The organism is Maribellus comscasis (assembly GCF_009762775.1).
GTDB classification, from domain to species: Bacteria; Bacteroidota; Bacteroidia; order Bacteroidales; family Prolixibacteraceae; genus Draconibacterium; species Draconibacterium comscasis.
In genome coordinates this window covers 3,216,131-3,238,284 of sequence record NZ_CP046401.1, presented here as the reverse complement: position 1 = coordinate 3,238,284, position 22,154 = coordinate 3,216,131, and the positions used below count along the sequence as shown (strand labels likewise).

At 40.4% G+C, this 22,154-nt stretch carries 16 protein-coding genes and 1 riboswitch; of the genes, 11 read left to right on the top strand and 5 right to left on the bottom strand.

The window, feature by feature from the left end:
* Positions 1-35: 35 nt before the first annotated feature.
* Together GM418_RS12925 and GM418_RS12920 are read right to left on the bottom strand one after the other, a co-directional pair.
* The gene (locus GM418_RS12925) at positions 36-1,385 is read right to left on the bottom strand and encodes an outer membrane protein assembly factor BamB family protein (protein ID WP_158866891.1); all 1,350 of its coding nucleotides are present in this window, start codon (positions 1,383-1,385) and stop codon (positions 36-38) included.
* 71 nt (positions 1,386-1,456) lie between these two features.
* Positions 1,457-2,182, bottom strand: coding sequence for a protein-L-isoaspartate(D-aspartate) O-methyltransferase (locus GM418_RS12920; protein WP_158866888.1), 726 nt, complete (start codon positions 2,180-2,182; stop codon positions 1,457-1,459).
* A gap of 224 nt (positions 2,183-2,406) precedes the next feature.
* On the opposite strand from GM418_RS12920, the gene GM418_RS12915 reads away from it, so the two are divergent.
* The 5 genes from GM418_RS12915 (at position 2,407) to GM418_RS12895 (ending at position 8,025) form a co-directional block, all read left to right on the top strand.
* Positions 2,407-2,994 (top strand): YceI family protein, encoded by a 588-nt coding sequence (locus GM418_RS12915; protein ID WP_158866885.1) that lies wholly within the window; start codon positions 2,407-2,409, stop codon positions 2,992-2,994.
* A 63-nt stretch (positions 2,995-3,057) separates the two neighbouring features.
* Positions 3,058-4,224 carry a hypothetical protein gene (locus GM418_RS12910; RefSeq protein ID WP_158866882.1) on the top strand — a complete coding sequence of 389 codons (1,167 nt, stop codon included), beginning with the start codon at positions 3,058-3,060 and terminating at the stop codon, positions 4,222-4,224.
* Positions 4,225-4,302: 78 nt separating this feature from the next.
* Entirely contained in the window at positions 4,303-4,887 is a 585-nt protein-coding gene (locus GM418_RS12905; protein ID WP_158866880.1) for a hypothetical protein, read from the top strand.
* Between the two features lie 13 nt (positions 4,888-4,900).
* Positions 4,901-5,329 (top strand): RrF2 family transcriptional regulator, encoded by a 429-nt coding sequence (locus GM418_RS12900; RefSeq protein WP_158866877.1) that lies wholly within the window; start codon positions 4,901-4,903, stop codon positions 5,327-5,329.
* 140 nt (positions 5,330-5,469) lie between these two features.
* Positions 5,470-8,025 carry a S9 family peptidase gene (locus GM418_RS12895; protein ID WP_158866874.1) on the top strand — a complete coding sequence of 852 codons (2,556 nt, stop codon included), beginning with the start codon at positions 5,470-5,472 and terminating at the stop codon, positions 8,023-8,025.
* Positions 8,026-8,159: 134 nt separating this feature from the next.
* Here GM418_RS12895 and GM418_RS12890 read toward each other — a convergent pair whose 3' ends face one another.
* The 3 genes from GM418_RS12890 to GM418_RS12880 are packed head-to-tail and all read right to left on the bottom strand — an operon-like array spanning position 8,160 to position 13,736.
* Positions 8,160-11,258, bottom strand: a complete 3,099-nt coding sequence (locus tag GM418_RS12890; RefSeq protein WP_158866871.1) for an efflux RND transporter permease subunit — start codon at positions 11,256-11,258, stop codon at positions 8,160-8,162.
* Between the two features lie 19 nt (positions 11,259-11,277).
* Complete coding sequence (locus tag GM418_RS12885) at positions 11,278-12,474, bottom strand: efflux RND transporter periplasmic adaptor subunit (protein WP_158866868.1); 1,197 nt, start codon at positions 12,472-12,474, stop codon at positions 11,278-11,280.
* Between the two features lie 20 nt (positions 12,475-12,494).
* Positions 12,495-13,736 carry a TolC family protein gene (locus GM418_RS12880; RefSeq protein ID WP_158866866.1) on the bottom strand — a complete coding sequence of 414 codons (1,242 nt, stop codon included), beginning with the start codon at positions 13,734-13,736 and terminating at the stop codon, positions 12,495-12,497.
* Positions 13,737-14,046: 310 nt separating this feature from the next.
* A riboswitch (molybdenum cofactor riboswitch) is annotated at positions 14,047-14,181 on the top strand.
* Positions 14,182-14,368: 187 nt separating this feature from the next.
* Between GM418_RS12880 and GM418_RS12875 the strand changes: the two genes are divergently transcribed.
* The 6 genes from GM418_RS12875 to GM418_RS12850 all read left to right on the top strand — a co-directional run bounded on the left by GM418_RS12875 (position 14,369) and on the right by GM418_RS12850 (position 22,108).
* Positions 14,369-15,544 carry a molybdopterin molybdotransferase MoeA gene (locus tag GM418_RS12875; protein ID WP_158866863.1) on the top strand — a complete coding sequence of 392 codons (1,176 nt, stop codon included), beginning with the start codon at positions 14,369-14,371 and terminating at the stop codon, positions 15,542-15,544.
* Positions 15,528-16,328, top strand: coding sequence for a GTP 3',8-cyclase MoaA (locus GM418_RS12870; RefSeq protein WP_158866860.1), 801 nt, complete (start codon positions 15,528-15,530; stop codon positions 16,326-16,328). Before GM418_RS12875 ends, GM418_RS12870 begins: the two co-directional genes overlap by 17 nt.
* A 22-nt stretch (positions 16,329-16,350) precedes the next feature.
* Entirely contained in the window at positions 16,351-16,803 is a 453-nt protein-coding gene (gene moaC, locus GM418_RS12865) for a cyclic pyranopterin monophosphate synthase MoaC (RefSeq protein ID WP_158866857.1), read from the top strand.
* A complete protein-coding gene (locus GM418_RS12860) occupies positions 16,800-17,729 on the top strand; it encodes an MOSC domain-containing protein (protein WP_158866854.1) in 930 nt (309 codons plus the stop codon). The genes moaC and GM418_RS12860 overlap by 4 nt, the downstream gene beginning before the upstream one ends.
* A gap of 63 nt (positions 17,730-17,792) precedes the next feature.
* On the top strand, positions 17,793-19,949 hold the full coding sequence (locus GM418_RS12855; RefSeq protein ID WP_158866851.1) for a TIM-barrel domain-containing protein: 2,157 nt from the start codon (positions 17,793-17,795) through the stop codon (positions 19,947-19,949).
* Positions 19,950-20,104: 155 nt separating this feature from the next.
* Positions 20,105-22,108, top strand: coding sequence for an FAD-dependent oxidoreductase (locus GM418_RS12850; protein WP_158866848.1), 2,004 nt, complete (start codon positions 20,105-20,107; stop codon positions 22,106-22,108).
* Positions 22,109-22,154 lie beyond the last annotated feature (46 nt).

The following is a 22,154-nucleotide window of genomic DNA, read 5'->3' as shown; positions in this document are numbered from 1 at the left end:
GGAAACTTAAATTAACCTCAAATTTTTCTGAAATACTATTTCCCTGAAACTGCCACCAAATGATTCCCCGTTCTGAAAAACAAATAGTTATCGGAAATGGCTGGTGTGGCCATTACGGTTTCGTGCAACTGATTTTCCCTGAGGATCTCAAACTCAGGCCCGGTTTTTACAGAATATACTACTCCGTCGTTGTCGGTTATGTAAATTATTCCATCGGCAGCAACAGGGCACGATGTATAACTATTTCCGCCACCCACCTTCTCAGAATACATTTCTTCCCCCGTAACAGCATTGTAACAGGTAAGTTTACCATTCCAGGCTGCATTATACAAATATCCGTTGTATAATAACATCGTACTCATATACGAACCTCCTCGCAATTTTCCCCATTTTACAAACTCGTTTGAAGTTTCATTTTCATCCAGAGTAATATCACCGCGCGCATTATTCTGAATGGCCAGAATCGGAGAAATCTTTCCATGCGCGCTGTTAAAGTAAACCAGGTTCTCACCAACAATTGGTGTCGGAATTGGAATATCACCACCTCCCGACTGCTTCCACAATTCTTCACCGGTTTCAAAATCGTATCCTCCCCGGTGTTTATATCCGTTAACCGCAATTCGGGCTTTTTCTCCTTCATAATAAACATTTGGGGTACACCATCCCGGGTATTCATCGCGTTTCACTTTCCAAATTTCACCGCCGGTTTTTATGTCGTAAGCCGCCAAAAATGAATTTTCAAAAACATCACATTGAATAATAACCACATTGTCGTGAATCAACGGCGAGCTGGCAAATTCCCATTCAGCACCCGGAACCAAAAAGAAAACCGACTGAAGAACACCAAAGTCCTTCTTCCATTGCAAGTTACCATTCACGTCGTAACAATACAATCCCTCTGAACCAAAAAATGAAACCACATATTCGCCATTGGTTGCCGAAGTGCAGTTTGCATGTGTCGACATCGGATGGCGTTTTTGTTTAGGTATTCCTGAATATGCGGTTTTTTGCCATTTTATCTCGCCCGAATTTTTATCAAAACAATAGGTAATCCAGTCGTGAACGGAGGAATCCTGCACCGGAACGATCGAACCGTAAATTCCGGTAACAATCTTTCCCGAGTCGGCCTGACTGACCGCTGTAGTTATAAAAATATTATCGCCCCAAACCACCGGGCATGAGTTGCCAAGTCCGGGAATAAATGTTTTCCAGGCAATATTTTCACCAGTTTCTGTATCCCATTTTTCAGGCAAATTTGCATTGTCCAAAACGCCGCTGGCGTAATTTCCACGGTACATAAACCATTGTCTCGCCGGATCTGCTTTTTGAGCACAACTAAAAATAAACGGAGTAAGCAGGAATATCAGCAACAGTTTAGTTCTCATTCTGAATGATTTTTGGTTAAATTCAAAATAACAAATAATCTGTCAAATTTTATTATGAGAAGACACTAAAATCAATATTTTTTACCGTCTTCATCTAACATAGGCACAAAACGAACAGGTAATATTTTCTTTTCTTTGATTTTTCCTTTCTTCTTTTCCAACAACACCAACTGTTGGGTATACGACTTGCCAACAGGAATTATCATTCGTCCGCCTTCGGCAAGTTGTTCTTTCAATGGTTCAGGAATATGTGTCGGAGAGCAGGTGACAATTATTGCATCGAAAGGAGCATATTCAGGCCAGCCTTTGTACCCATCGCCTGTTTTGGGAATAATATTTTTATATCCCAGGTCGTCAAACAGATTTTTCGCTTTCCTGGCCAGCGACTCAAAAATTTCTATTGTAAAAACAGAATCACACAACTCGGCCAAAATTGCTGCCTGGTAGCCGGAACCTGTTCCAATTTCCAGGACTTTCTCATTTACCTCCAAGTCAAGAGATTCGGTCATAAATGCGACTACATATGGTTGCGAAATGGTTTGCCCTTCATCAATCGGAAGCGGAGAGTCATTGTAGGCAAGAGCTAAAAATTCCGGATCAACAAATTTATGTCTTTCAACAGTTCTGAAGGCTTTCAAAATTTTCTCATTTGTAATCCCCCTGGCTTCAATTTGTACAGCTACCATATTCATCCGCCGATTTTCAAATTTCTGTGCGTTTAAACCGGCGGAAAAGAATAGTATCAAGAAACTCAAAATCAAAACCTTTAAAACCTTAGTCCTCCAATACCTCCTCATAATTTACTCTTTTCATTTTTCAACGAAAAATTCAGTTCCAATGTTTCCGGGATTTTAACTTGTCAAAACATCCGGATAACACTCGAATGTAAACTCAAGGTTAAATAGGGATGTTTTAGAACATTTTTCGGCCCAAAATTGACATTCATCATCATTTGCATAAAAAATACAACATTATATTTGTCCTATTAAAATTATAGGATTAATAGATTAAAAAATTAATTATGAAAAAGTCGAGCCTTAAATATCTAATGCTAAGCGTATTAATCGCTTCATTTACAAACACTTTAAGTTTTGGCCAACAACAATTTAAAGTCATTCCTTCTGAGAGTAAACTGATAGTCTCCGGAACATCCTCTGTTCACGATTGGGAAATGGAAGCCGAAGAATTTAGTTGCAACGCAACAATCGCCCTTAACGAAAATTCGATTACAGAAATTAGGAATGTGGATTTTACATGTCCGGTTGAGAGCCTCAAAAGCAACAACAAAATAATGAACAATAAAACACAAAAGGCACTAAACAGTGATAAATCTCCTGAAATAAATTTCCGACTTAATAAATCAGTAGCTGCAAACCCCGACAAAAGTTCTTCAGAGTTAAAAGGCCTGTTAACCATCAATGGAACAGACAAAGAAGTTGGGATCAAATTCGCTTATGACAAGGTAGCTCAAAATCGGATAAAGATTAAAGGAGAGGTTCCTTTAAAAATGAGTGATTTTAAAGTTGATCCACCAACAGCTATGATGGGCGCTTTAAAAACCGCAGACGAAATTAAAATTACCTACGAAATTGTACTTGAAAATAAATAACAAACAATTTGAAAAGCTGACCCAATCAGCTGAATTTGATGAATATAAATTTAATTTTTAGTTATGAAAAAAGTAATTGTTCTTTTATCGGCAGCTTTAGTAAGCATGCTATCCCTGGGGCAACAATTTGAAAAACCCAAACTAGAGGCGAGTGAATTCGAGAAGGTGAAAGCAAAAGTTGGCGCTGGTTTTGCACTTCAAATGCAGGCCCTGGATCATGAGGCTCCGGTTGAACTTATCGATTTAAAAAATAATTTCAATTTGCCTACTGCAAATTTAAGCGTTACTGCAGATCTAGCTCCCGGTATTCAGTTGTATATCAACAACTACATGTCGTCACGCCATCATAATGAAGCGTGGGTTGAAGGTGGCTATTTAACCATTGATCACATGCCATTTTTACCGGCCAGCGATAACCTTATGAAATATCTTACCATTAGAGCCGGGGTAATGATGCCCAACTACGGAGATGCTCATTTTTTCCGCAGCAATAATGGTAACGTAATAAACAATCCTTTTGTCGGGAGCTGGATTATGGACGCTTATACAACCAATCCCGGCCTGGATATTTTGTTCCGAAAAGATGGATTTTTAGCTTTGGTTGGGACCAACAACGGACGCGTAAATTACGGACGTGGTGGTAATTTAGGCGAAGATCTTGTTTTCAACTGGAAACTGGGTTATGATAAAAATATCAACGAAGATTTACGTATTCGTGCAACTTTGTCCGGGTATCATGTAGGAGACGGACACAGTGGCTCCTATTTATGGGACGGTGATCGTGCAGGTGCCCGCTACTACAACGTAATGCAAACAGCAGATGCAGAAGGCGACAACTTCCGCTCAGGGCGTTGGTCTCCCGGAAGCGGGCAATCCCAGATGAACAGCTACATGGCCAACGTATTTGTTCAGTTTCATGGCCTGGAAGTTTTCGGAATTTATGAAAACATGAAAGGAGAGAAAAACGAAGCAGACCAGCACTTCACTCAAACGGCAGTTCAGGCGCTTTATCGTTTGGGTAGCTTTTATGTAGGCACTCGCTACAATAATGTAAGCAATAACGACGGTTCTTCTGTTGACCGTACAAATATTGGTGGCGGATGGTATATGACTCCAAATGTTGTGGTAAAACTTGACTATGTGACACAAAATTACGAGGGACCTGCTCACGGATCTATTGATGGTGGTAAATTCAATGGAGTGGTACTGGAAGCAGGTATTGCATTTTAGTAATTAAAAGGTAGTAGAACTGGTTGTCCGGAAATCCCGGACAACCTTTCAATTTTATATTTCGGAATGTTTAACTTTTTGAAATACCAGATTCCAGTTTTAATTCTCTCGCTTGTTCCCCTGTTTATCAATCACGGAAACGAAAAAAGCGGATTGAAAGTGGACGAAAATTGTATAAATTATATTCTAATTCAAGGCTCATCAAACGTTAATCAATTTGAATTTGTTAATTACGACCCTGAAATTAATCAACCTCAAACTCCATATCAAAACGATGAAACATACCAAAATATACAAATCCCCGTAAAAGAATTTTACGGTCCAAACAACAGGATACTTAATGACTTTTTTAATATGGTAAAAGCATCAGAGTATCCTTATATTAAAATTGATATCGAGCCACGAGAGAAAGCTGACTTTGATGAAGCAACCGGACTAACAAACTTTAAAACAAAAATCTCAATCGCCGGAAATACCCGCAATTTTATAATTCCCTGTGCCATTAATTTTTGTGAAGATTCGGAAATGGTTTTAACAGGCGATATAGAATTAGAATTGTCTGATTTTGAAATTGAACCACCCAGAAAACTATTGGGCACTATAAAAGTAAATGACGAAGTTTTTGTTACATTTGCTTTTAAATACGATTTAAAAAAAACATAATCAACTATCTGTTTTGAAGTTTAGTACAAAAACCAGGTATGGTGTCCGTGCAATTCTTGAGATTGCAATGTGTGAGTCTGAAAATGGGATTCTTCAAAAAGACATTGCGCTAAACCAGAATATCTCTTACAAATATCTGGATCATATCGTCACGGCTTTAAAAGTTGCAGGCTTGGTTACAAAAGCCGGAGGCCGAAAAAGCGGTTATATTCTTACCCGGAAACCGGAGGAAATTACAATAAATGATATTCACAACGCCTTTGAACCCGGAGTTTGCGTTGTCGACTGCCTATCGCACAGTTACACCTGCAAACGCGAAGGGATCTGTGCTTCAAAAGGATTCTGGGGACAATTAAACAATAAAATTACGGAATATCTGACCTCAGTAACACTAAAAGATTTGATGGAAAAACAGGTCAAGCTAGACGACATTATCAACTAGTTTCTTCTCACACGCTTTCCCAAAAATTCCTCTTTTTTTCTGATTCCAAACATAAATACTGATTTTTGAAAGCTTCCGCTTTGAATTAATTTTTTATTTTAAGCCCCTTCAAATGAAATATTTAATCTAAAATCAGAATAATGCAAAAGAAGAATCTACTCATTTTCTTATTGGCAGTCTTGCTGATAAACGGGAAAATTATTGCCCAAAACGAATCGGTTACAACAGCCAATTATCGCCTGGCAGAACGCTTTTCTCCCGAAAAAATAAAACGAATGGTTTTTAGTACTTCGGTGGCTCCCAATTGGTTGGAAACCGGGGATAAATTCTGGTATTCTTATAAAACATCTGAAGGCGAATTTTTCTATTTGGTTGATTTAGATAAAAAATCCAAAACAGCCCTCTTTAATATTGATAAAATGGCTGCGATGTTAACCCGAATAACAAAGGACCCTTACGACGGCAAACATCTGCCACCAATAAAACCAAAATTCAAAAAAAACGATACTGTTTTTCAGTTTGATGTTACGAGCAGTCAAGACGAAGAAAAAATAGAAGAAGATTCTTCTGTAAAGCAGGATTCAACCCAAACAGACACCGGCAAAAAGCCAAAAAAAGAAAAGCCAAAAAAGAAAGTTTTTCATTTTGAATACAACATTACGAGCGGCGAATTATACGAACAGGAAGACTGGAAAGAAATAAAAGAGCATCCGTCGTGGGCAGCCATTTCACCCGACAGTTCGTACGTAGTTTTTGCCCGCGACTACAATCTGTATTGGATGGATAAAGAAAACTTTCTGAAAGCATTGGAAGAAGAGGAGGATAAAAAAGACTCAACCATTGTTGAACACCAGCTTACTACCGACGGCGAAAAAAACTATGCTTTTGGTGGCGGTTATACTCCGAAAGAAAATGATGACGAAAAAACCATAAAAAAGGAGAGCGAAAAACGCAAAAATGCCTATATTTTATGGTCACCGGATTCGAAAAAATTTGCATTGGAACGCAATGATAGTCGCAAAGTAAAAGCACTGTGGGTAATTAACGTCTTGAATCAGCCACGTCCGGATCTGGAAACCTACAAATACCAAATGCCGGGCGAAAAAGAAGCGCCGCAAAGCGAACTTTGGGTTTTCGACATGGATAAAAAAGAGGGCAAACAAATTGATGTTTCTGCTTTTGCCGACCAAACCATAAATATTTGCCGAGCGAACTTAAGCAACAAAGACCGGATAAAAGACTACGTTCCGCGCAAATGGCTTTCTGAATCTTCGGATAAAATATATTTCACCCGCACCAGTCGCGACCTGCACGAAATTGATGTTTGCGTTGCCGATATTGAAACCGGCGAAGTTAAACCGCTTGTTGAGGAACGGCTGAATACCTATGTTGAAATTCAGGATCCTCACCTGATTAATAATGGAAACGAATTTATTCACTGGTCGGAACGCGACGGATGGGCACATTTTTATTTGTATGACGGCGAGGGAAATCTGAAAAACCAGATTACTTCCGGCCCGTGGCATTGCGAGAGAATATTAAAGGTTGATGAAAAGAATCGCGTAATGTATTTCACTGCAAATGCGCACGAAACAGATGAGAATCCATATTACGAACATCTTTATAAAGTAAATCTTGACGGTAGTGGATTAACGCTACTCGACAAAGACAACTTTAATCACGATGTTGAAATGAGCGATTCATACCGTTACTTCATCGATAATTTTTCGAGAGTAAACACTACTCCAGCGTCAGAAATCAGAGACAATCAGGGGAAATTAGTAATGCAACTTGAAACTGCTGATTTGAGTAATCTTTTTGCAGCAGGTTACAAATTCCCGGAAATTTTCAAAGCCAAAGCAGCTGATGGAATTACTGATATTTACGGAGTGATGTACAAACCTTTCGATTTTGATTCGACCAAACTTTATCCGGTTTTGGAATACGTTTACCCAGGCCCGCAAACCGAAGCGGTAAATGCCTCTTTTTCATCAAGAATGGACAGAACCGATCGTTTTGCTCAGCTGGGTTTTGTTATCGTAACACTTGGCAACCGCGGCGGACATCCCAACCGTTCAAAATGGTATCATAATTATGGATACAACGACTTGCGTGATTACGGATTGGCCGACAAAAAATATGTACTGGAACAATTGGCTGATCAACATAAATACATTGATATCGAAAAAGTGGGAATTTCCGGCCATTCCGGTGGAGGTTTTATGTCAACAGCAGCACTCCTGCAATATCCCGATTTCTACAAAGTTGCCGTTTCTTCTGCCGGAAACCATGAAAATAACATCTACAACCGTTGGTGGAGCGAAAAACATCACGGCGTGAAGGAGGAAATCGATGATAAAGGTGAATCAAAATTTATCTACGATATTGAAAAGAACTCGGAACTGGCCAAAAACCTGAAAGGAAAGTTGCTTCTGGTAACCGGCGACATGGATAATAATGTTCATCCCGGGAATACTTTCCGCATGGCAAACGCATTGATGAAAGCAAAAAAACGTTTCGACTTTTTTATTATGCCCGGACAGCGACACGGGTTTGGCGATTACACAGAATACTTTTTCTGGCTAAAGGCTGATTATTTCTGCAAACACCTCATCGGTGACTATTCAATTAGCACCGACATTTTTGAGATGCGCCGCGAAACAAAAATGACACCCAGCAAAAAACGAACTGAATGACCGATAAAATAAAAATCTTCGAGGTTTGCGAAACCTTGAGGGTTTAAAAATTCATTCTGATACTACACCAAACTTAACTAAAAAGGATGCTTTCAATAAAGATCGCATCCTTTTCTCCTTCTTGAAATCTACGTTCAACTCTCCCCTTCTGTTGTTATAATTTCTTTACTGCTTTTTCGTTTTTCCACCCAATAATAAACAATGGGCAAAACCATTAAGGTTAAAAGCGTTGAAGTAATCAAGCCACCGATGACCACCGTTGCCAGCGGTCGTTGAACTTCTGAACCCGGACCGGTATTAAATGCCATTGGAATAAAACCTAAACTGGCTACCAGAGCAGTCATTAAAACCGGACGCAGACGATCAGCTGCTCCTTCAATAATTAATTTTTTCAGCTCTCCTTTTTTTTCTTTTCTTATTTGGTTGATATGATCAATCAGAACAATGCCGTTTAAAACCGCCACCCCAAACAGCGCAACAAAACCAATACTTGCAGAAACCGACAAATACATGCCGCGCAGCCAAAGCAGGAAAATTCCCCCCGACAATGCAAATGGCAGGTTCAGCAAAATAAGAATCGCATATTTCATTTTGCCAAAGTTCAAATACAACAAACCGATGATGATAAAAATGGACAAAGGTACCACCAGCATTAAGTGACGCATTGCGCGACGCTGATTTTCAAAAGTCCCGCCATATTCAATAAAATAACCTGCAGGAATATTTGCCTTCTGCATAATTTCATTCTGAAGATTGGCTACATAACTCCCCAGGTCAATATCTTTTATATTGATTCCGACAATCAAACGCCGCCAGCCATTTTCACGCTGAATTTCACGCGGGCCTTCCTGCAAAACAATTTTCGCTACCCGCTTTAACGGAACATAATCGCCATTGGGAAGATGCACCGGCACATCCTGAATTTTATGCAACTGATCACGAATCCCTTCGGGATAACGAACGGCAATTCCAAAACGACGCTGCCCTTCGTAAAGCTGGCTCACTTCCTGCCCGCCAATTCCTGCTTCAATTACTTTTTGAACATCGTTCACATTCAAACCAAACGAAGCCACTGCTTCGCGGTCAATCTCAACAGTTAAATAGGGTTGGCCAACCGTTTGTTCCACATAAAAATTGTCGGTTCCTTCCAACTCGGGCAAAAGCATTGAAATATTCTCTCCAATCTGGCTGAGAATATCCAAATCTTCACCATAAATTTTCACAGCTAAATCCGATTTTACTCCGCTGGTCAACTCATCAACACGCATCGCAATCGGTTGTGTGAAATTATAAACAAGTCCAGGCTCGGTTTGTAAATACGGTTCAATTTGCGAAACAATATCATCCTTTGTTATTCCTTTTCGCCAATCTTCAGTAGGTTTCAAAATAACCCAAACATCGGTTTGGTGAACCCCCATCCAGTCGTTGGCTAAATCGGAACGTCCGGTTTTTGGAACTACTGTCTGAATTTCAGGAATATTTTGAACCAATTTCCCGGCCAGCCAATTGGCATTTTCAATCGATTCATTCAGTGTTACCGACGGCATTCGAACCTGTTCAATAAGAATAGAACCTTCGTCCAGTTCAGGAATAAACTCGGTTCCCAAACGCGTCATCAAAAAAACAGAAGCTGCAAAAATTATCCCCGCAACTGAAGCCACAAGCCATTTTTTATCCATATAAGTTCCCAGCGATTTTGTATAACGTGGTTTCAAAAAATTAATGAGATAATTTTTGCGAACTTTCACACCTTTCCGAAAAACGATAGCCGAAATAGCGGGCACAAAAATCAGCGCTAAAAGCAGAGAACCCAAAACAGCCGCCGCAACTGTAATTGCCATCGGCCGGAACAGAATTCCTTCCATCCCGCTAAAAGTCATAATCGGAACGTACACCATCAGGATAATGAGCACTCCAAAGAAAATGGGCCGCACCACCTGCTGTGCCGACTTTCGTATAATTTCATCTTTGTTTTTGCCCTTTTCTTTTTGAAGTCCGTGTACGATATTTTCCACCATCACAACCGAACCGTCAACTACCATCCCGAAGTCGATGGCTCCCAAACTCATCAGATTTGCAGCCAGTCCAAATTCGCGCATCCCGATAAATGCAAAAAGCATGGAAAGCGGAATAACCATCGCCACAATCAAGGCTCCTGAGATCTCGCCAAGCAAAAGCAAAAGCACAACAATAACCAAAAATCCACCTTCAACCAAGTTAGTTGAAATTGTTTCTGTAGTTCTGCTAATTAAATCCGACTGGTCATAAAATTTTTCAATTTTCACACCTTCGGGAAGGTTTTGATTGATGTTATCAATTTTTTCTTCAATTGCAGAAATCACTTTTCTTCCATTGCCTCCGCGAAGCATCATCACAATTCCGGTTATAATTTCACCTTTCCCATCCTGTGTAACGCCTCCCTGCCGGATTTGCATACCAATTTCAACACTGGCCACATCTTTTATAAATACCGGCTTATTGTTGATGTTGGTGATAATAATATTTTCAACGTCCTCCACTTTATTAATTTGTCCAACACCCCGGATAATAAACTGCTCGCCGTTATGTTCCAAAAAGTTCCCTCCGGAAACACTGTTATTGTTCGCAATTGCATCCAATACTTCCGAAATGCCAATTCCAAACATTCGCAAACGACCGGGTTGAACAACCACATTGTATTGTTTTACAAATCCGCCAAATGAATTAATCTCAGTCACTCCTTTTACAACTTTCAACTGAGGAGCAATTAACCAATCCTGAATTTCGCGCAGTTCTGTAAGTGAATAATTTTCACCCCGAACGACATATTGATAAATTTCTCCGAGAGCTGTTGTAATCGGCCCCAACTGTGGACTGGAAACATCGGGCGGAAGCTCGTCGGTGATCGATTGCAAACGCTGGCTTACCATCTGCCGGGCAAAATAAATGTCGGTTTTTTCTTCAAATTCAACCGTAACCGCTGATAATCCAAATTGTGAAATGGAACGCACTTCAGCAACATCGGGAAGTCCGTTCATCGCAGTTTCAATCGGGTAACTTACTAATTTTTCAACATCGTAAGGTGAGTAGCGCCCTGCTTTTGTAATTACCAAAACCTGAACCGGCGTTACATCGGGTAACGAATTTATGGGTAATTGAATCAGCGAAAAATAGCCGCCCACAGCCATCAGAATAACCAGCGAAAGGGCTACAAATTTCTGCCGAACACTAAATGTGATAATATCTTTAAGCATTTTATTCTCTTTTTCCGGATTATTCTTCAGCAATAATATCGAACCTGGAAAGCGCTTTTAAGCTGAAAACATTGGAAACAGCTACATCTTCGCCATTCTTTAACCCACTATTTACAAATACATACCGATCTCTGATTTCGGAAACTTCGATGGGACGTTTCTCATAAATTCCGTTTCCTTTTTGCACAAATACAATCGCCTGGTTGCCGTCGTAGGTAAGTGCTTCAACCGGAATTGCGATCGTCTCTTTTTGCGAAGAAGTAACAATCGACAAACGGACATTCTCGCCCGGTTTTGGCCAGCCAGCAGAAGTTGGGACAACAATATTAGCAATTACCGAGCGGCTGCTTTCGTCTAACCCGGGATTGATCGATGTGATGCGTGCATTCAGTAAATTTTCCTGTTTCTCCCGTTTTGAAACAGCAACCGAATCTCCAACGGTGATAAGCCGGGCATCATCAGGAGATAAATATGCACGAATTAAAACTTCACGTGTGTCCAACACCCGGGATAAATTTTCAAGTGCATTTACCGATTGCCCCAGTTCCACAAAATTTTTCTCAACAACACCATCAATCGGTGAATAAATTTTTAATACAGGATCAATATTTTCTCCCTTTGTAAAAAGATTGATTTCATGGTCTGAGACACCGACTGCTTTCAGCCTTGAATAAGCTGCACGTGAAGAGGCTGTTGCCCTGTCGAATTCAGCGGTGGCTCTTTCCAGTTCATTTGCAGAAGTTATTGTCTCTTCAACTAGCTGCTTTAAACGCGTTAAGCGATTGGTCTGAAAACGCTCCTCAGCAAATGCCTGTAAATATTCCGAAACCAGATTCCCAAATTCAAGACTTTGAATTTCAAATAATACATCGCCTCTTTTTACCCAACTCCCTTCAAATTTATACACTTCATGAATCTGTCCGTTTATCGGAGTGCTAATAATACTGGCATGATTGGGTGCCTGAAAAACCACACCGGGAGCAACAACCGAGTAATCAATAAAATTATTGGTAACCTGTACGGTTTTTATTGTTAGCTCCGATTGCTCTTTGTCTGACAGTTGTATGAGATTGTTGCCCACGTCTTCTGTTTTTAAAGAAGGAGGCAATTCTGTTTGCTGAGAAACTTCACCAGAATCCTTTTTGTTTTCTGAACCGCAGGAAAAGAATAACACTGTGATTCCAAATAATAGTAAAGCAGTAATTTTATTTTTCATTGTTCCTTTGATTTTTTTCACTAATAGACTAAATCTTCTTCCAGGTATTTTTCGAGGCTAAGCAATTGAAGGTAGTAATCACGCAGGGCGGTGAGGTAACGCTGTTCGCTTGTCAGATAGGTCTGCTGGGCATTAAGCAGGTTTAGTAAATCCACCTCACCCAACTGGTATGCTTTTAAAGTCAGACTCTGCAAAAGAGAAGCTTTTTCTTTCATGGTTTCATTGTACCTCTTAATTATTGAGCGGCTAACAGAGTAATTGTGCCATGCATATTCAATTTGCTTTTTTGTATTGAGCCTTATTTCCTGTTGTTTCCAGCGAATTTCATCCTGCCGTGCCAGAGCGGTATTTATCTTTCCTTTTTGTTCCAGCGGATACCAGATTGGTATTCGAAGCCCCACTTCAAAACCTTTAAAATTATAGCCTGAACCATAATCCTGTTTGTACAAATTCAAACGAATGTCGGGAAGAATGTTACTTTTGGCTTCCTTTATATAAAAGTCAGCGGCCTGCAACTGGTGTTCAGTCGCTAAAAAATCGGGCTGCTTTTCCTGCACAGCGAGCGTCATTATTTGAGAGATCTCAATATCAGATGCCCGAAGCGTATCCGAAAACCCGATGGAATATTTCTGATCTTCAACGGGCAACCCCATGGCATAAAACAATCCATATCTTGCTTTATGCAGTGTCCACTGTGTCTGATCCAAATCATTTTTCGCCTCTTCCAGCCGAAGTTCAGCATTTGCTAAATCAATCCCGTTCCCCATACCCGTTTCAAATTTGGTGTAAACGGCATTGTATAACTCTTGCGCCAGTTTTAACTGATTTTGCATCGAGTTCTGTAAATAAAGCGCGTACAAAACTTCAACATAATAACTTTTTACTTCAGCTTTAATCTCATTTTCTCTCGATTTTATCTGAAGTTCCAAAGACTTTACTTCTTCAGCCAGCGCTTTTAAACGATAAGAAGTTGTAAGCGGAAAATCTATTTCCTGTGAAATTGTAATTCTTCTCTCATCAAAAACATCACCCGGACCGGAAGCAATTCCTTCTTTAAAATAGCTGATCTCGGGCGAAGATATTCCGGTTTCTGTCCGCCAGAGATTTTCTTTTTGTTTTAACTGTGCATACAATTGCTGTAGCTCAGCATTTCTGCCAAACGCCGATTCAACCGCTCCCTTTATGGTAAGCAAGCTGTCCTGAGCAAAACATTGAACAGAAAAAAACAAAAATCCGATTAGAAATATTTTTGGTTTATACATGAATATTTTTTGGTTTTATATTAAGTTACGGAAACAATCCGATATATTAACCTTATGTTTTAAATAAAGTTCAATTATCAAACAAAATCGCTCATTGAAAAATTTGAAGATCCGATTCATAAAAACTATGACACGAATTGATATAAAAACTTGTTGTCTGAATCCAAAAAAATAAATCAAATTACCAAAACAGCCATAAACAACTGTAATCCAACAACTAAAATATAGAATCATTCTCTTTAATAATTTAAATTCATTCATATGTAAATATTTGTATTTTTGCATTTATTATTTCTTCACACACGCTTATGTGAAGAAGAGTCTCCGAGGCAAAAGACCTAAACAATTGTACGGTTTTCTGCCCGATGGGATGACCCGGAAACAGGTTATCCTCCCGAATCAGTCAGAAGGCTGACGAATTGGAAAGGAGTCAGACTACACGAATGATGAATACCTCATCCGAAAAATCTGTCTTCTTTTTAAAAAGTTGAAGTAAAAAACACGTAGATGACAGATATAAAACTATTTCGCTCAATCGCTTTTCTGAAAAAGTTTTTTCAGATTTTGCCCGGCGGCAACACTTCTTTTTGTGAAATTTATTCCGTAGTTTCATTCATCAATTCAACGAACAAATGAACCAATTTGATAAAATTCAAACCACAATCGCGTCACTTCGCTTCATTACGAAAACAGAAGAAATTAATTTGACTGAAGCATTTTCCCGAATTTTGCAGGAAGATGTTGTGGCCGACATAAATATGCCACCGTTTGACAAATCGGCGATGGACGGCTACGCATGTCGTTTTGAGGATGTTGGCCAGCCAATGAGAATGCTTGAAATAATAAGTGCCGGTAGTGTTCCTTCGAAAAAAATCGGGGAAAATGAGTGTTCTAAAATAATGACAGGAGCCGCTGTTCCGGAAGGTGCCGACTGTGTCTTTAAAGTTGAAGACTCCACGCAGCTTGAAGACGGAAAAGTAATTTGCACAAACCCAAAAACAGCAAAAAATATTTGCTATTTGGGTGAAGATTATAAAACCGGAGAAATTCTAATTTCAAAAAGAACAAAAATAAATGAATCGCATTTGGCCGTTTTGGCTGGCGCAGGCTACAGCCGGGTAAAAGTTTCCAGCCTTCCGAAAGTTGCCCTTGTAACAACTGGCTCCGAATTGGTTGAACCCGATCAGGTTCCGCCTCCGGGAAAAATAAGAAACAGCAATGCTTCGCAGGTTTCGGCGCAACTTAAAAAAATGGGAATTGAGGTGAATTACCTTGGTTTGGCTGCCGACGATTATCAAAAGTTGTCGGATTTAGTTAGCAGCGCATTTGAAAAATTTGACATTCTTATATTCACAGGTGGCGCGTCTGTAGGCGATTTCGATTTTATTCCACACATTCTGAAAGAACAAAACTTCACGGTACTTTGGGAAAGGTCGGGATTAAAACCCGGCAATCCAATTACCGTTGCCCAAAAAGAAAACAAATATTGCATCGGACTTTCAGGAAATCCGGTTTCCTCGCTGGTGCAGTTTGAATTTATTGCAAAACCATTGTTGTACAGACTAATGAATTGCGATATAAAGCCAAGAAAAATCAAAGCATCAATGGCTTCCAACTTTCACCGCAAAAAAGCCGACCGGATAGCGGTAATTCCTGTAAAAATAAATAATGAAGGCGAAGTTGAAACTATTCCGTTTCACGGTTCTGCCCATATAAATTCGCTGGTTCTGGCCAATGCATTAATAGAAGTCCCGGTAGGACAACTCGAAATTCAAAAGGGAGATTTTGTTTATGTTAGACCGATATAACCGAGAAATAAATTACCTGCGCATTTCGGTAACCGACCGCTGCAACTTTCGCTGTATTTACTGCATGCCAGAAGAAGGAGTGCCTCACAAAAAACAGTCGGAAATTCTGTCGTTCGACGAAATTACCGAAATTGTAAAAGTCGGCGCTCAACTCGGAATTACCAAAATCAGACTTACAGGAGGAGAGCCGCTTGTTCGAAAAAATATTGATGAACTCGTTAGAAGAATTGCGGAGATACATGAAATTTCAGAAATTACAATGACAACGAACGGCGTACTTTTATCGAAAATGGCGCATAAATTAAAACAGGCCGGGTTGAATCGTGTAAATATTAGTTTGGACACACTGAACCCGGAAAAATTTAAACAAATAACCCGACTGGGAAACCTAAAAGATGTTTTACAGGGAATTGACGCAGCCACTGATGCTGGTCTGGAACCGGTGAAGATCAATTTTGTTCGAATTCCGGGAGTAAATGAAGAAGATGAAGAATCTATCCGGAAATTTTGTGAATCTAAAAATCTGAAGCTTCGTTTTATTCGGCAGATGAACCTCAAAACCGGCGAGTTTTATCCGGTAGAAGGAGGCGCTGGTGGAATCTGCGCCATTTGTAACCGACTTCGTCTAACTGCTGACGGAGAAATTGTTTCCTGCCTGCACTCATCACGACGATTTAACTCCAGAAAATCAGGTGCCCGGGAAGCATTCAGAATGGCTGTAGAAAAAAAACCAAAGTGCGGGGTTGGAACAAAGTCGCACGAATTTTTTAACATCGGAGGATAAATTCAACTTAAAAAAAGAACACATGAATTCACTTTCACATATCGACGACAAGGGCAAAGCCAACATGGTTGACATTTCGCAAAAACCTGACCAGGTGCGCACTGCAAGCGCCGAAGGATTTATAAAACTTCAACCTGAAACCATCAATCTTATTCAACAAAACCTGATAAAAAAAGGCGATGTAGTTGCCATTGCAGAATTCGCAGGAATTCAGGCTGCCAAGGAAACCTCGCGTTTGATTCCACTTTGTCATAACATTGTAATTACCAAAGCCGAAGTAAAAGGCACGGTTCTGGACGACGGAATAAAAATGGAAAGCCGGCTAAAATGCATAGGCAAAACCGGAATTGAAATGGAAGCGCTCACAGCGGTTAGTGTTGCGCTACTCACCATATACGACATGTGCAAGGCAGTGGATAAAACCATGGAAATTGTTTCGGTAAAACTCGTATCAAAAGAAAAGTCAGATGTATGAAAAAGCTGGAAATTATTTCGGTAAATATTTCAGAAAAAAAAGGAATTGTAAAAGCCCCGGTTGAACAGACTATTTTAAATAAAACCGGAATTCAGGGAGACGCACACGCCGGGCACTGGCACCGACAGGTAAGTTTGCTTTCGCAGGAAAGTATTGAAAAAGCGGAGAAACAAGCCAATGCCAAGTTCCCGCCCGGAACTTTTGCTGAGAATCTAACTACCCGGGGAATTGAAGTTCACAAAACAGCCCCGCTCGATCGCTTTGTAAACGACGAGGTAGAAATGGAAGTAACTCAAATCGGTAAAAAATGCCACACCGGCTGCGCCATTGGCAAGCAGATTGGAAATTGTATTATGCCGCTGGAAGGAATTTTTTGCAAAGTGATAAAAGGAGGGATTGTAAAAGCCGGAAGCACTTTTGATTTTGTTCCCTACATTCTGAAAACAAAAATTATCACCTTAAGCGACCGCGCATCAAAAGGCGTTTACAAAGATTTGAGCGGTCCAAAAATCAAGGAACTTTTGGAAAAGCAACTTCAGGAAAAGAACCGTCATTTTTCCATTGAAAACACCATTCTGCCTGACCACAAAGAGCAACTTGAAAAAACAATTCAAAAAGCTGTGGAAGAAAAAACCGACGTTATTTTTACCACCGGCGGCACAGGAATCGGGCCACACGATATTACTCCCGACGTAATAAAACCCATGCTCGACAAAGAAATTACGGGAATTATGGAACTTATCCGTGTAAAATACGGCATGAAAAATCCGAATGCAATTTTAAGCAGAAGTGTTGCGGGAGTTATTGGAAAAACTCTGGTTTATGTTCTCCCGGGAAGTGTGAAAGCAATTAACGAATACATGGCTGAAATTCTCCCGACATTGGAACATTCGCTTCGTATGCTACATGGAAGTGATGCGCACTAAAAAATCCAGCAGGATTCATTTGGGAACAAAAAGGATGTGTAAATTTACCTCAAACTTAAACCGATGAAAAAATTTTTAATCCTTCTAATTTCCATATCATTATTAATTTCCTGCAAGAAAAAAAGAGAAATATCGGAAGAACAATACAATCCTGAGTGGGAAAAAGTATTCCCCGGTATTTGGGAATCAAAGGTAAATCAGCCCGATGAGTTTAACTTGCTTTCTGTTGCCAACAAAAATCCGCGTGCAGAAACTTTAGTAAAAAAAACGGAAACCGACTTCCCTTTGTCAGCCAATGAGATCAAAACATATACAAAAAAAGGAAGAACAGTTCTTCACTTTCCGCTTGAAAAAGGAGAACAGATTTATGGTTTTGGGCTAAATTTTAAAACCGTTCAGCAACGCGGAAGGATTTTGCGTTTGCATGTTGATCATTACGGAGGAAAAGACGATGGAAGAACACATGCTCCGGTGCCGTTTTTTGTGTCGTCGAAAGGATACGGAGTTTTAATTAATACAGCCCGCTACATTGACGTTTATGTAGGAACAGGAGTCCGCGCAGACAGTAAAAATCCTCCCAAAGCGAAGGATAGAAACACGGATAAAAACTGGTCGGCACAACCGTATTCCGACAATCTGGAAATGGTAATTCCTGCTGAAGGAGTTGAAATGATTGTATTTGCCGGGGAAAATATGCTCGATGTAATTCAACGATTTAACTTGTATTGTGGCGGCGGAACACTTCCTCCCAAATGGGGATTGGGTTTCTGGCATCGCACTCCGACTCTTTTTACCGAAGACGATATTCAGAATGAAATTGATGGTTTTTCCGAAAAAGATTTCCCTCTGGATGTGGTCGGACTCGAACCTGGCTGGCACACAAAAGCGTATCCCTGTTCTTTTGAATGGTCGCCCGAACGTTATCCAAATCCTGCTGAGTTTATTAAAAAGACTGCCAATCAGGGGATCAGACTCAACTTGTGGATGAATCCTTATGTTTACCCGGAAGGAAAACTTTATGAAGCGTTGCTTCCTTATGCTGGAACAAATACAGTTTGGAACGGAATTGTTCCCGATTATACAATGAACGAACCGCGTAAAATTATGCAGGAACATTTCAAAAAGTACCAGTTTGATATTGGTATTAGTGGTTTAAAAATAGACGAAGTTGATGGGCACGACCGCTGGCTTTGGCCCGATGCAGCTCAATTTCCTTCGGGGAAAGACGGCGAGCAAATGCGGCAAACCTACGGGCTTCAAATGATGTCGCTGACAGATGAAGTTTTCAGAGAAAAAAATGAGCGTTCCTACGGATTGATTCGTGCCGCAAACGCCGGTTCTGTTTCCTATCCATACGTAATTTACAACGACTACTACGACCACAAAAATTTTATAACTGCCTTGATTAATTCGGGATTTTGCGGAGTACTCTGGACTCCCGAAGTGCGCTCCAGCAAAACGGCGGAAGAATGGCTCCGACGCATGCAAACAACCTGTTTTTCGCCATTGGCAATGATTAACGCCTGGGCCGACGGAACAGAACCATGGTCGTATCCCGAAGTTTATAAACAATGTCAGGACGTCGCCTTTTTACGCATGCAGTTGCTTCCCTACCTCTATTCAACTTTTGCGGATTATCATTTTAACGGAACGCCACCTTTTCGGGCAATGAATCTGGAAGAAGGTTTTGGTTATAACGCAGAAGTGGAGGAAACCAAATTCAATGCTACAAAAAATCCATATTCCGAAGCGGTAAAAAAAGAGGTAAAAGACCAATACATGATGGGAAAAAATATTTTAGTTGCTCCACTTTTTGCGGGTGACAAAGGAAGAGATGTGATTCTGCCCGAAGGAAATTGGTACGATTTTTACACCGGAAAGTTGGTTGGCAATGGAGAAATTATTCATGTGAAAGATGGATTTGAAAACATCCCTCTTTTTGTAAAAGACGGCGGAATTATCCCGATGATTCCAAAAATCAGACAAACCTCTGAATGGGTTCAAAATACTCCTCTCGAAATCCGTGTTTACGGGACTGCTCCCGGCGAATTGGTTTTATATGACGACGACGGTTCAACCTTTAATTTTGAAAATGGAAGTTACACTACCAAAAAGCTAACAGCAACCAACGGAAAAGGAAGTATCGAAGATCTGCACAATTCCGATCAATGGGTTTATGGAGATGTACGTTGGAAATTTATGAACTCAAGCGAAAACTAAAGCCAATTTTAAATCTTCATTAAACAATAAGTTCACATTCGCTTTTTCTTACATCTGTTTTTTGAAAAGTTATTTAGTTTGCACATACAAATCTAGATATTTATATATCTGGATTTTTAAATTAAAAATCAATCAATCAGAAAAAACAGATAAACATGGAAAAAATTCTAATTATAGGAGGAGTTGCAGCAGGAGCCACAGCTGCAGCAAAAGCACGGCGTTTATCGCCCGATGCGCAGATTACCATGCTCGAAGCCGGCCCGGACATTTCATTTGCGAACTGTGGATTGCCCTACTATATTGCAGGCGATATCGACAGCCGCTCCAAACTAATTTTGCAAAGCCCGGAAAGTTTTAACGAACAGTACCAGGTAGAAGTACACACCAATACCCAGGTGAGCAAAATCGACAGAGAAAAAAAGCAAGTTCAAACCATCGATAGCCAGACTGGCGCAAAAAATACGTTTGAATACACAAAATTAATTTTGGCGCAAGGAGGAAAACCCATTCAACCGGAAATTCCGGGAGCAAATGCCGACCATGTTTTTAGTTTATGGACATTGGAAGACATGGATAAAATTGATAATCACCTAAAAAACAACGAGCCCAAAACAGCCGTAGTTGTGGGAGGAGGTTTTATCGGTCTCGAAATGGTTGAAGCTTTAGTTAAACGCGGCTTAAAAGTTCATGTAGTTGAGAAAATGCAACATGTGATGGCAATCTTAGAAGCTGAAACTGCCGGATTTATTACCCGCGAACTGCGAGCTTTCGGCGTTGGAATTCACACTGAAACTGCCGTTACAAAAATAAATGCCGATTCAGTAGAACTGGACAACGCTAAAAAAATAAATGCCGACATGGTATTACTTTCCATCGGTGTTCGCCCAACTTTACAACTGGCGAAAGATGCCGGGTTGGCGATTGGTGAAGCCGGAGGTTTGTTGGTAAACGACAAATTGCAGACTTCGGATCCAAATATTTTTGCAGCCGGAGATATGGTTGAAATAGAACACCGTGTTAATGGCAAAAAAGTTCGTATTCCTTTGGCAGGCCCGGCAAACCGTCAGGGAAGAATTGCTGCGGAAAATGCATTTGGAGGAGAACACAGCTACAAAGGAGCCATCGGAACTTCAGTTGTTCGTGTTTTTGATGCCGTTGCCGGAACCACAGGTCTGTCGCTGAAACAAGCCCGCGCAGCAGGAATTGACGCCGATGCAATTGTGGTTCACAAAGAACACCACACTTCTTACTATCCGGGTGCTGAAACCGTTAGTGTTTTGCTGGTTTTTGACAAGAAAACAGGTGTTGTTCTGGGTGGACAGACAGCAGGTTACAAAGGAGCAGACAAACGTTTGGATGTAGTTGCCACCGCTTGTGCAGCGAAACTTCCGGTTAGCGAAATTGCCGACATTGATTTTGCATACTCGCCACCAATCGGAACTGCAAACGATGCAATGAACATGGCGGCCTATGTTGCAGAAAATAAAATGTCGGGATACAGTCCAAGTATCATGGCTTCGGAACTTGATGATTATTTGGAAAGCAAACAACAGGTAATTGTATTGGACGTTCGCGATGTATTTGCGCATCAGAAAAGCAAAATGAACGGCGCTTACCATTTGCCGTTGGAAATGCTTCAAGCAAATGTGGAACGAATTCCAAAAGATATTCCTATTTTAATTTATGACGAAACAGGTAAAAAAGGTCATCAGGCACTTAGAACACTGGTGGGCGCAGACTGCCAGGAGGTTGTAAATATCTCTGGCGGGCATACTTCATTACAACGTTATGCCATCGCTGCCGGTTTTAAACACATCGATATGGATATGCTTCCTATCGGGAAAAAAAGTATTGGTGAAAAGGTGTTGGAAGAAACCGAAACCAACAAAAACGTTGACACAGCTGAACTAAAAAAACTGGTGGTTGATGTACGCACTCGCGGAGAATTTATGAGTGGTGCTTTCCCTGATGCAATAAATATTCCTTTAGACGATTTGATGTCAGGCAACGGAGAACTGGGGGAAGATATGAATCGTGAAATTGTTGTTTACTGTGCTACCGGAGCCCGTTCAGCGTATGCACAACAAGTGCTTCGTCAACGCGGATTCTCGAATGTAGTTAACGGCGGAGGAATATCTGCAATGATGTCGAGATATTAAAAATTCAAACGATATTTTCTTAAAGAGCCAGTAGCAAAATTGTTGT

Coding starts and splice junctions, on each gene's coding strand:
- GM418_RS12925 (WP_158866891.1), bottom strand. CDS start 1,385: ATGAGAACTAAACTGTTGCTGATATTCCTGCTTACTCCGTTTATTTTT.
- GM418_RS12920 (WP_158866888.1), bottom strand. CDS start 2,182: ATGAGGAGGTATTGGAGGACTAAGGTTTTAAAGGTTTTGATTTTGAGT.
- GM418_RS12915 (WP_158866885.1), top strand. CDS start 2,407: ATGAAAAAGTCGAGCCTTAAATATCTAATGCTAAGCGTATTAATCGCT.
- GM418_RS12910 (WP_158866882.1), top strand. CDS start 3,058: ATGAAAAAAGTAATTGTTCTTTTATCGGCAGCTTTAGTAAGCATGCTA.
- GM418_RS12895 (WP_158866874.1), top strand. CDS start 5,470: ATGCAAAAGAAGAATCTACTCATTTTCTTATTGGCAGTCTTGCTGATA.
- GM418_RS12890 (WP_158866871.1), bottom strand. CDS start 11,258: ATGCTTAAAGATATTATCACATTTAGTGTTCGGCAGAAATTTGTAGCC.
- GM418_RS12885 (WP_158866868.1), bottom strand. CDS start 12,474: ATGAAAAATAAAATTACTGCTTTACTATTATTTGGAATCACAGTGTTA.
- GM418_RS12880 (WP_158866866.1), bottom strand. CDS start 13,736: ATGTATAAACCAAAAATATTTCTAATCGGATTTTTGTTTTTTTCTGTT.
- GM418_RS12875 (WP_158866863.1), top strand. CDS start 14,369: ATGAACCAATTTGATAAAATTCAAACCACAATCGCGTCACTTCGCTTC.
- GM418_RS12870 (WP_158866860.1), top strand. CDS start 15,528: ATGTTAGACCGATATAACCGAGAAATAAATTACCTGCGCATTTCGGTA.
- moaC (WP_158866857.1), top strand. CDS start 16,351: ATGAATTCACTTTCACATATCGACGACAAGGGCAAAGCCAACATGGTT.
- GM418_RS12860 (WP_158866854.1), top strand. CDS start 16,800: ATGAAAAAGCTGGAAATTATTTCGGTAAATATTTCAGAAAAAAAAGGA.
- GM418_RS12855 (WP_158866851.1), top strand. CDS start 17,793: ATGAAAAAATTTTTAATCCTTCTAATTTCCATATCATTATTAATTTCC.
- GM418_RS12850 (WP_158866848.1), top strand. CDS start 20,105: ATGGAAAAAATTCTAATTATAGGAGGAGTTGCAGCAGGAGCCACAGCT.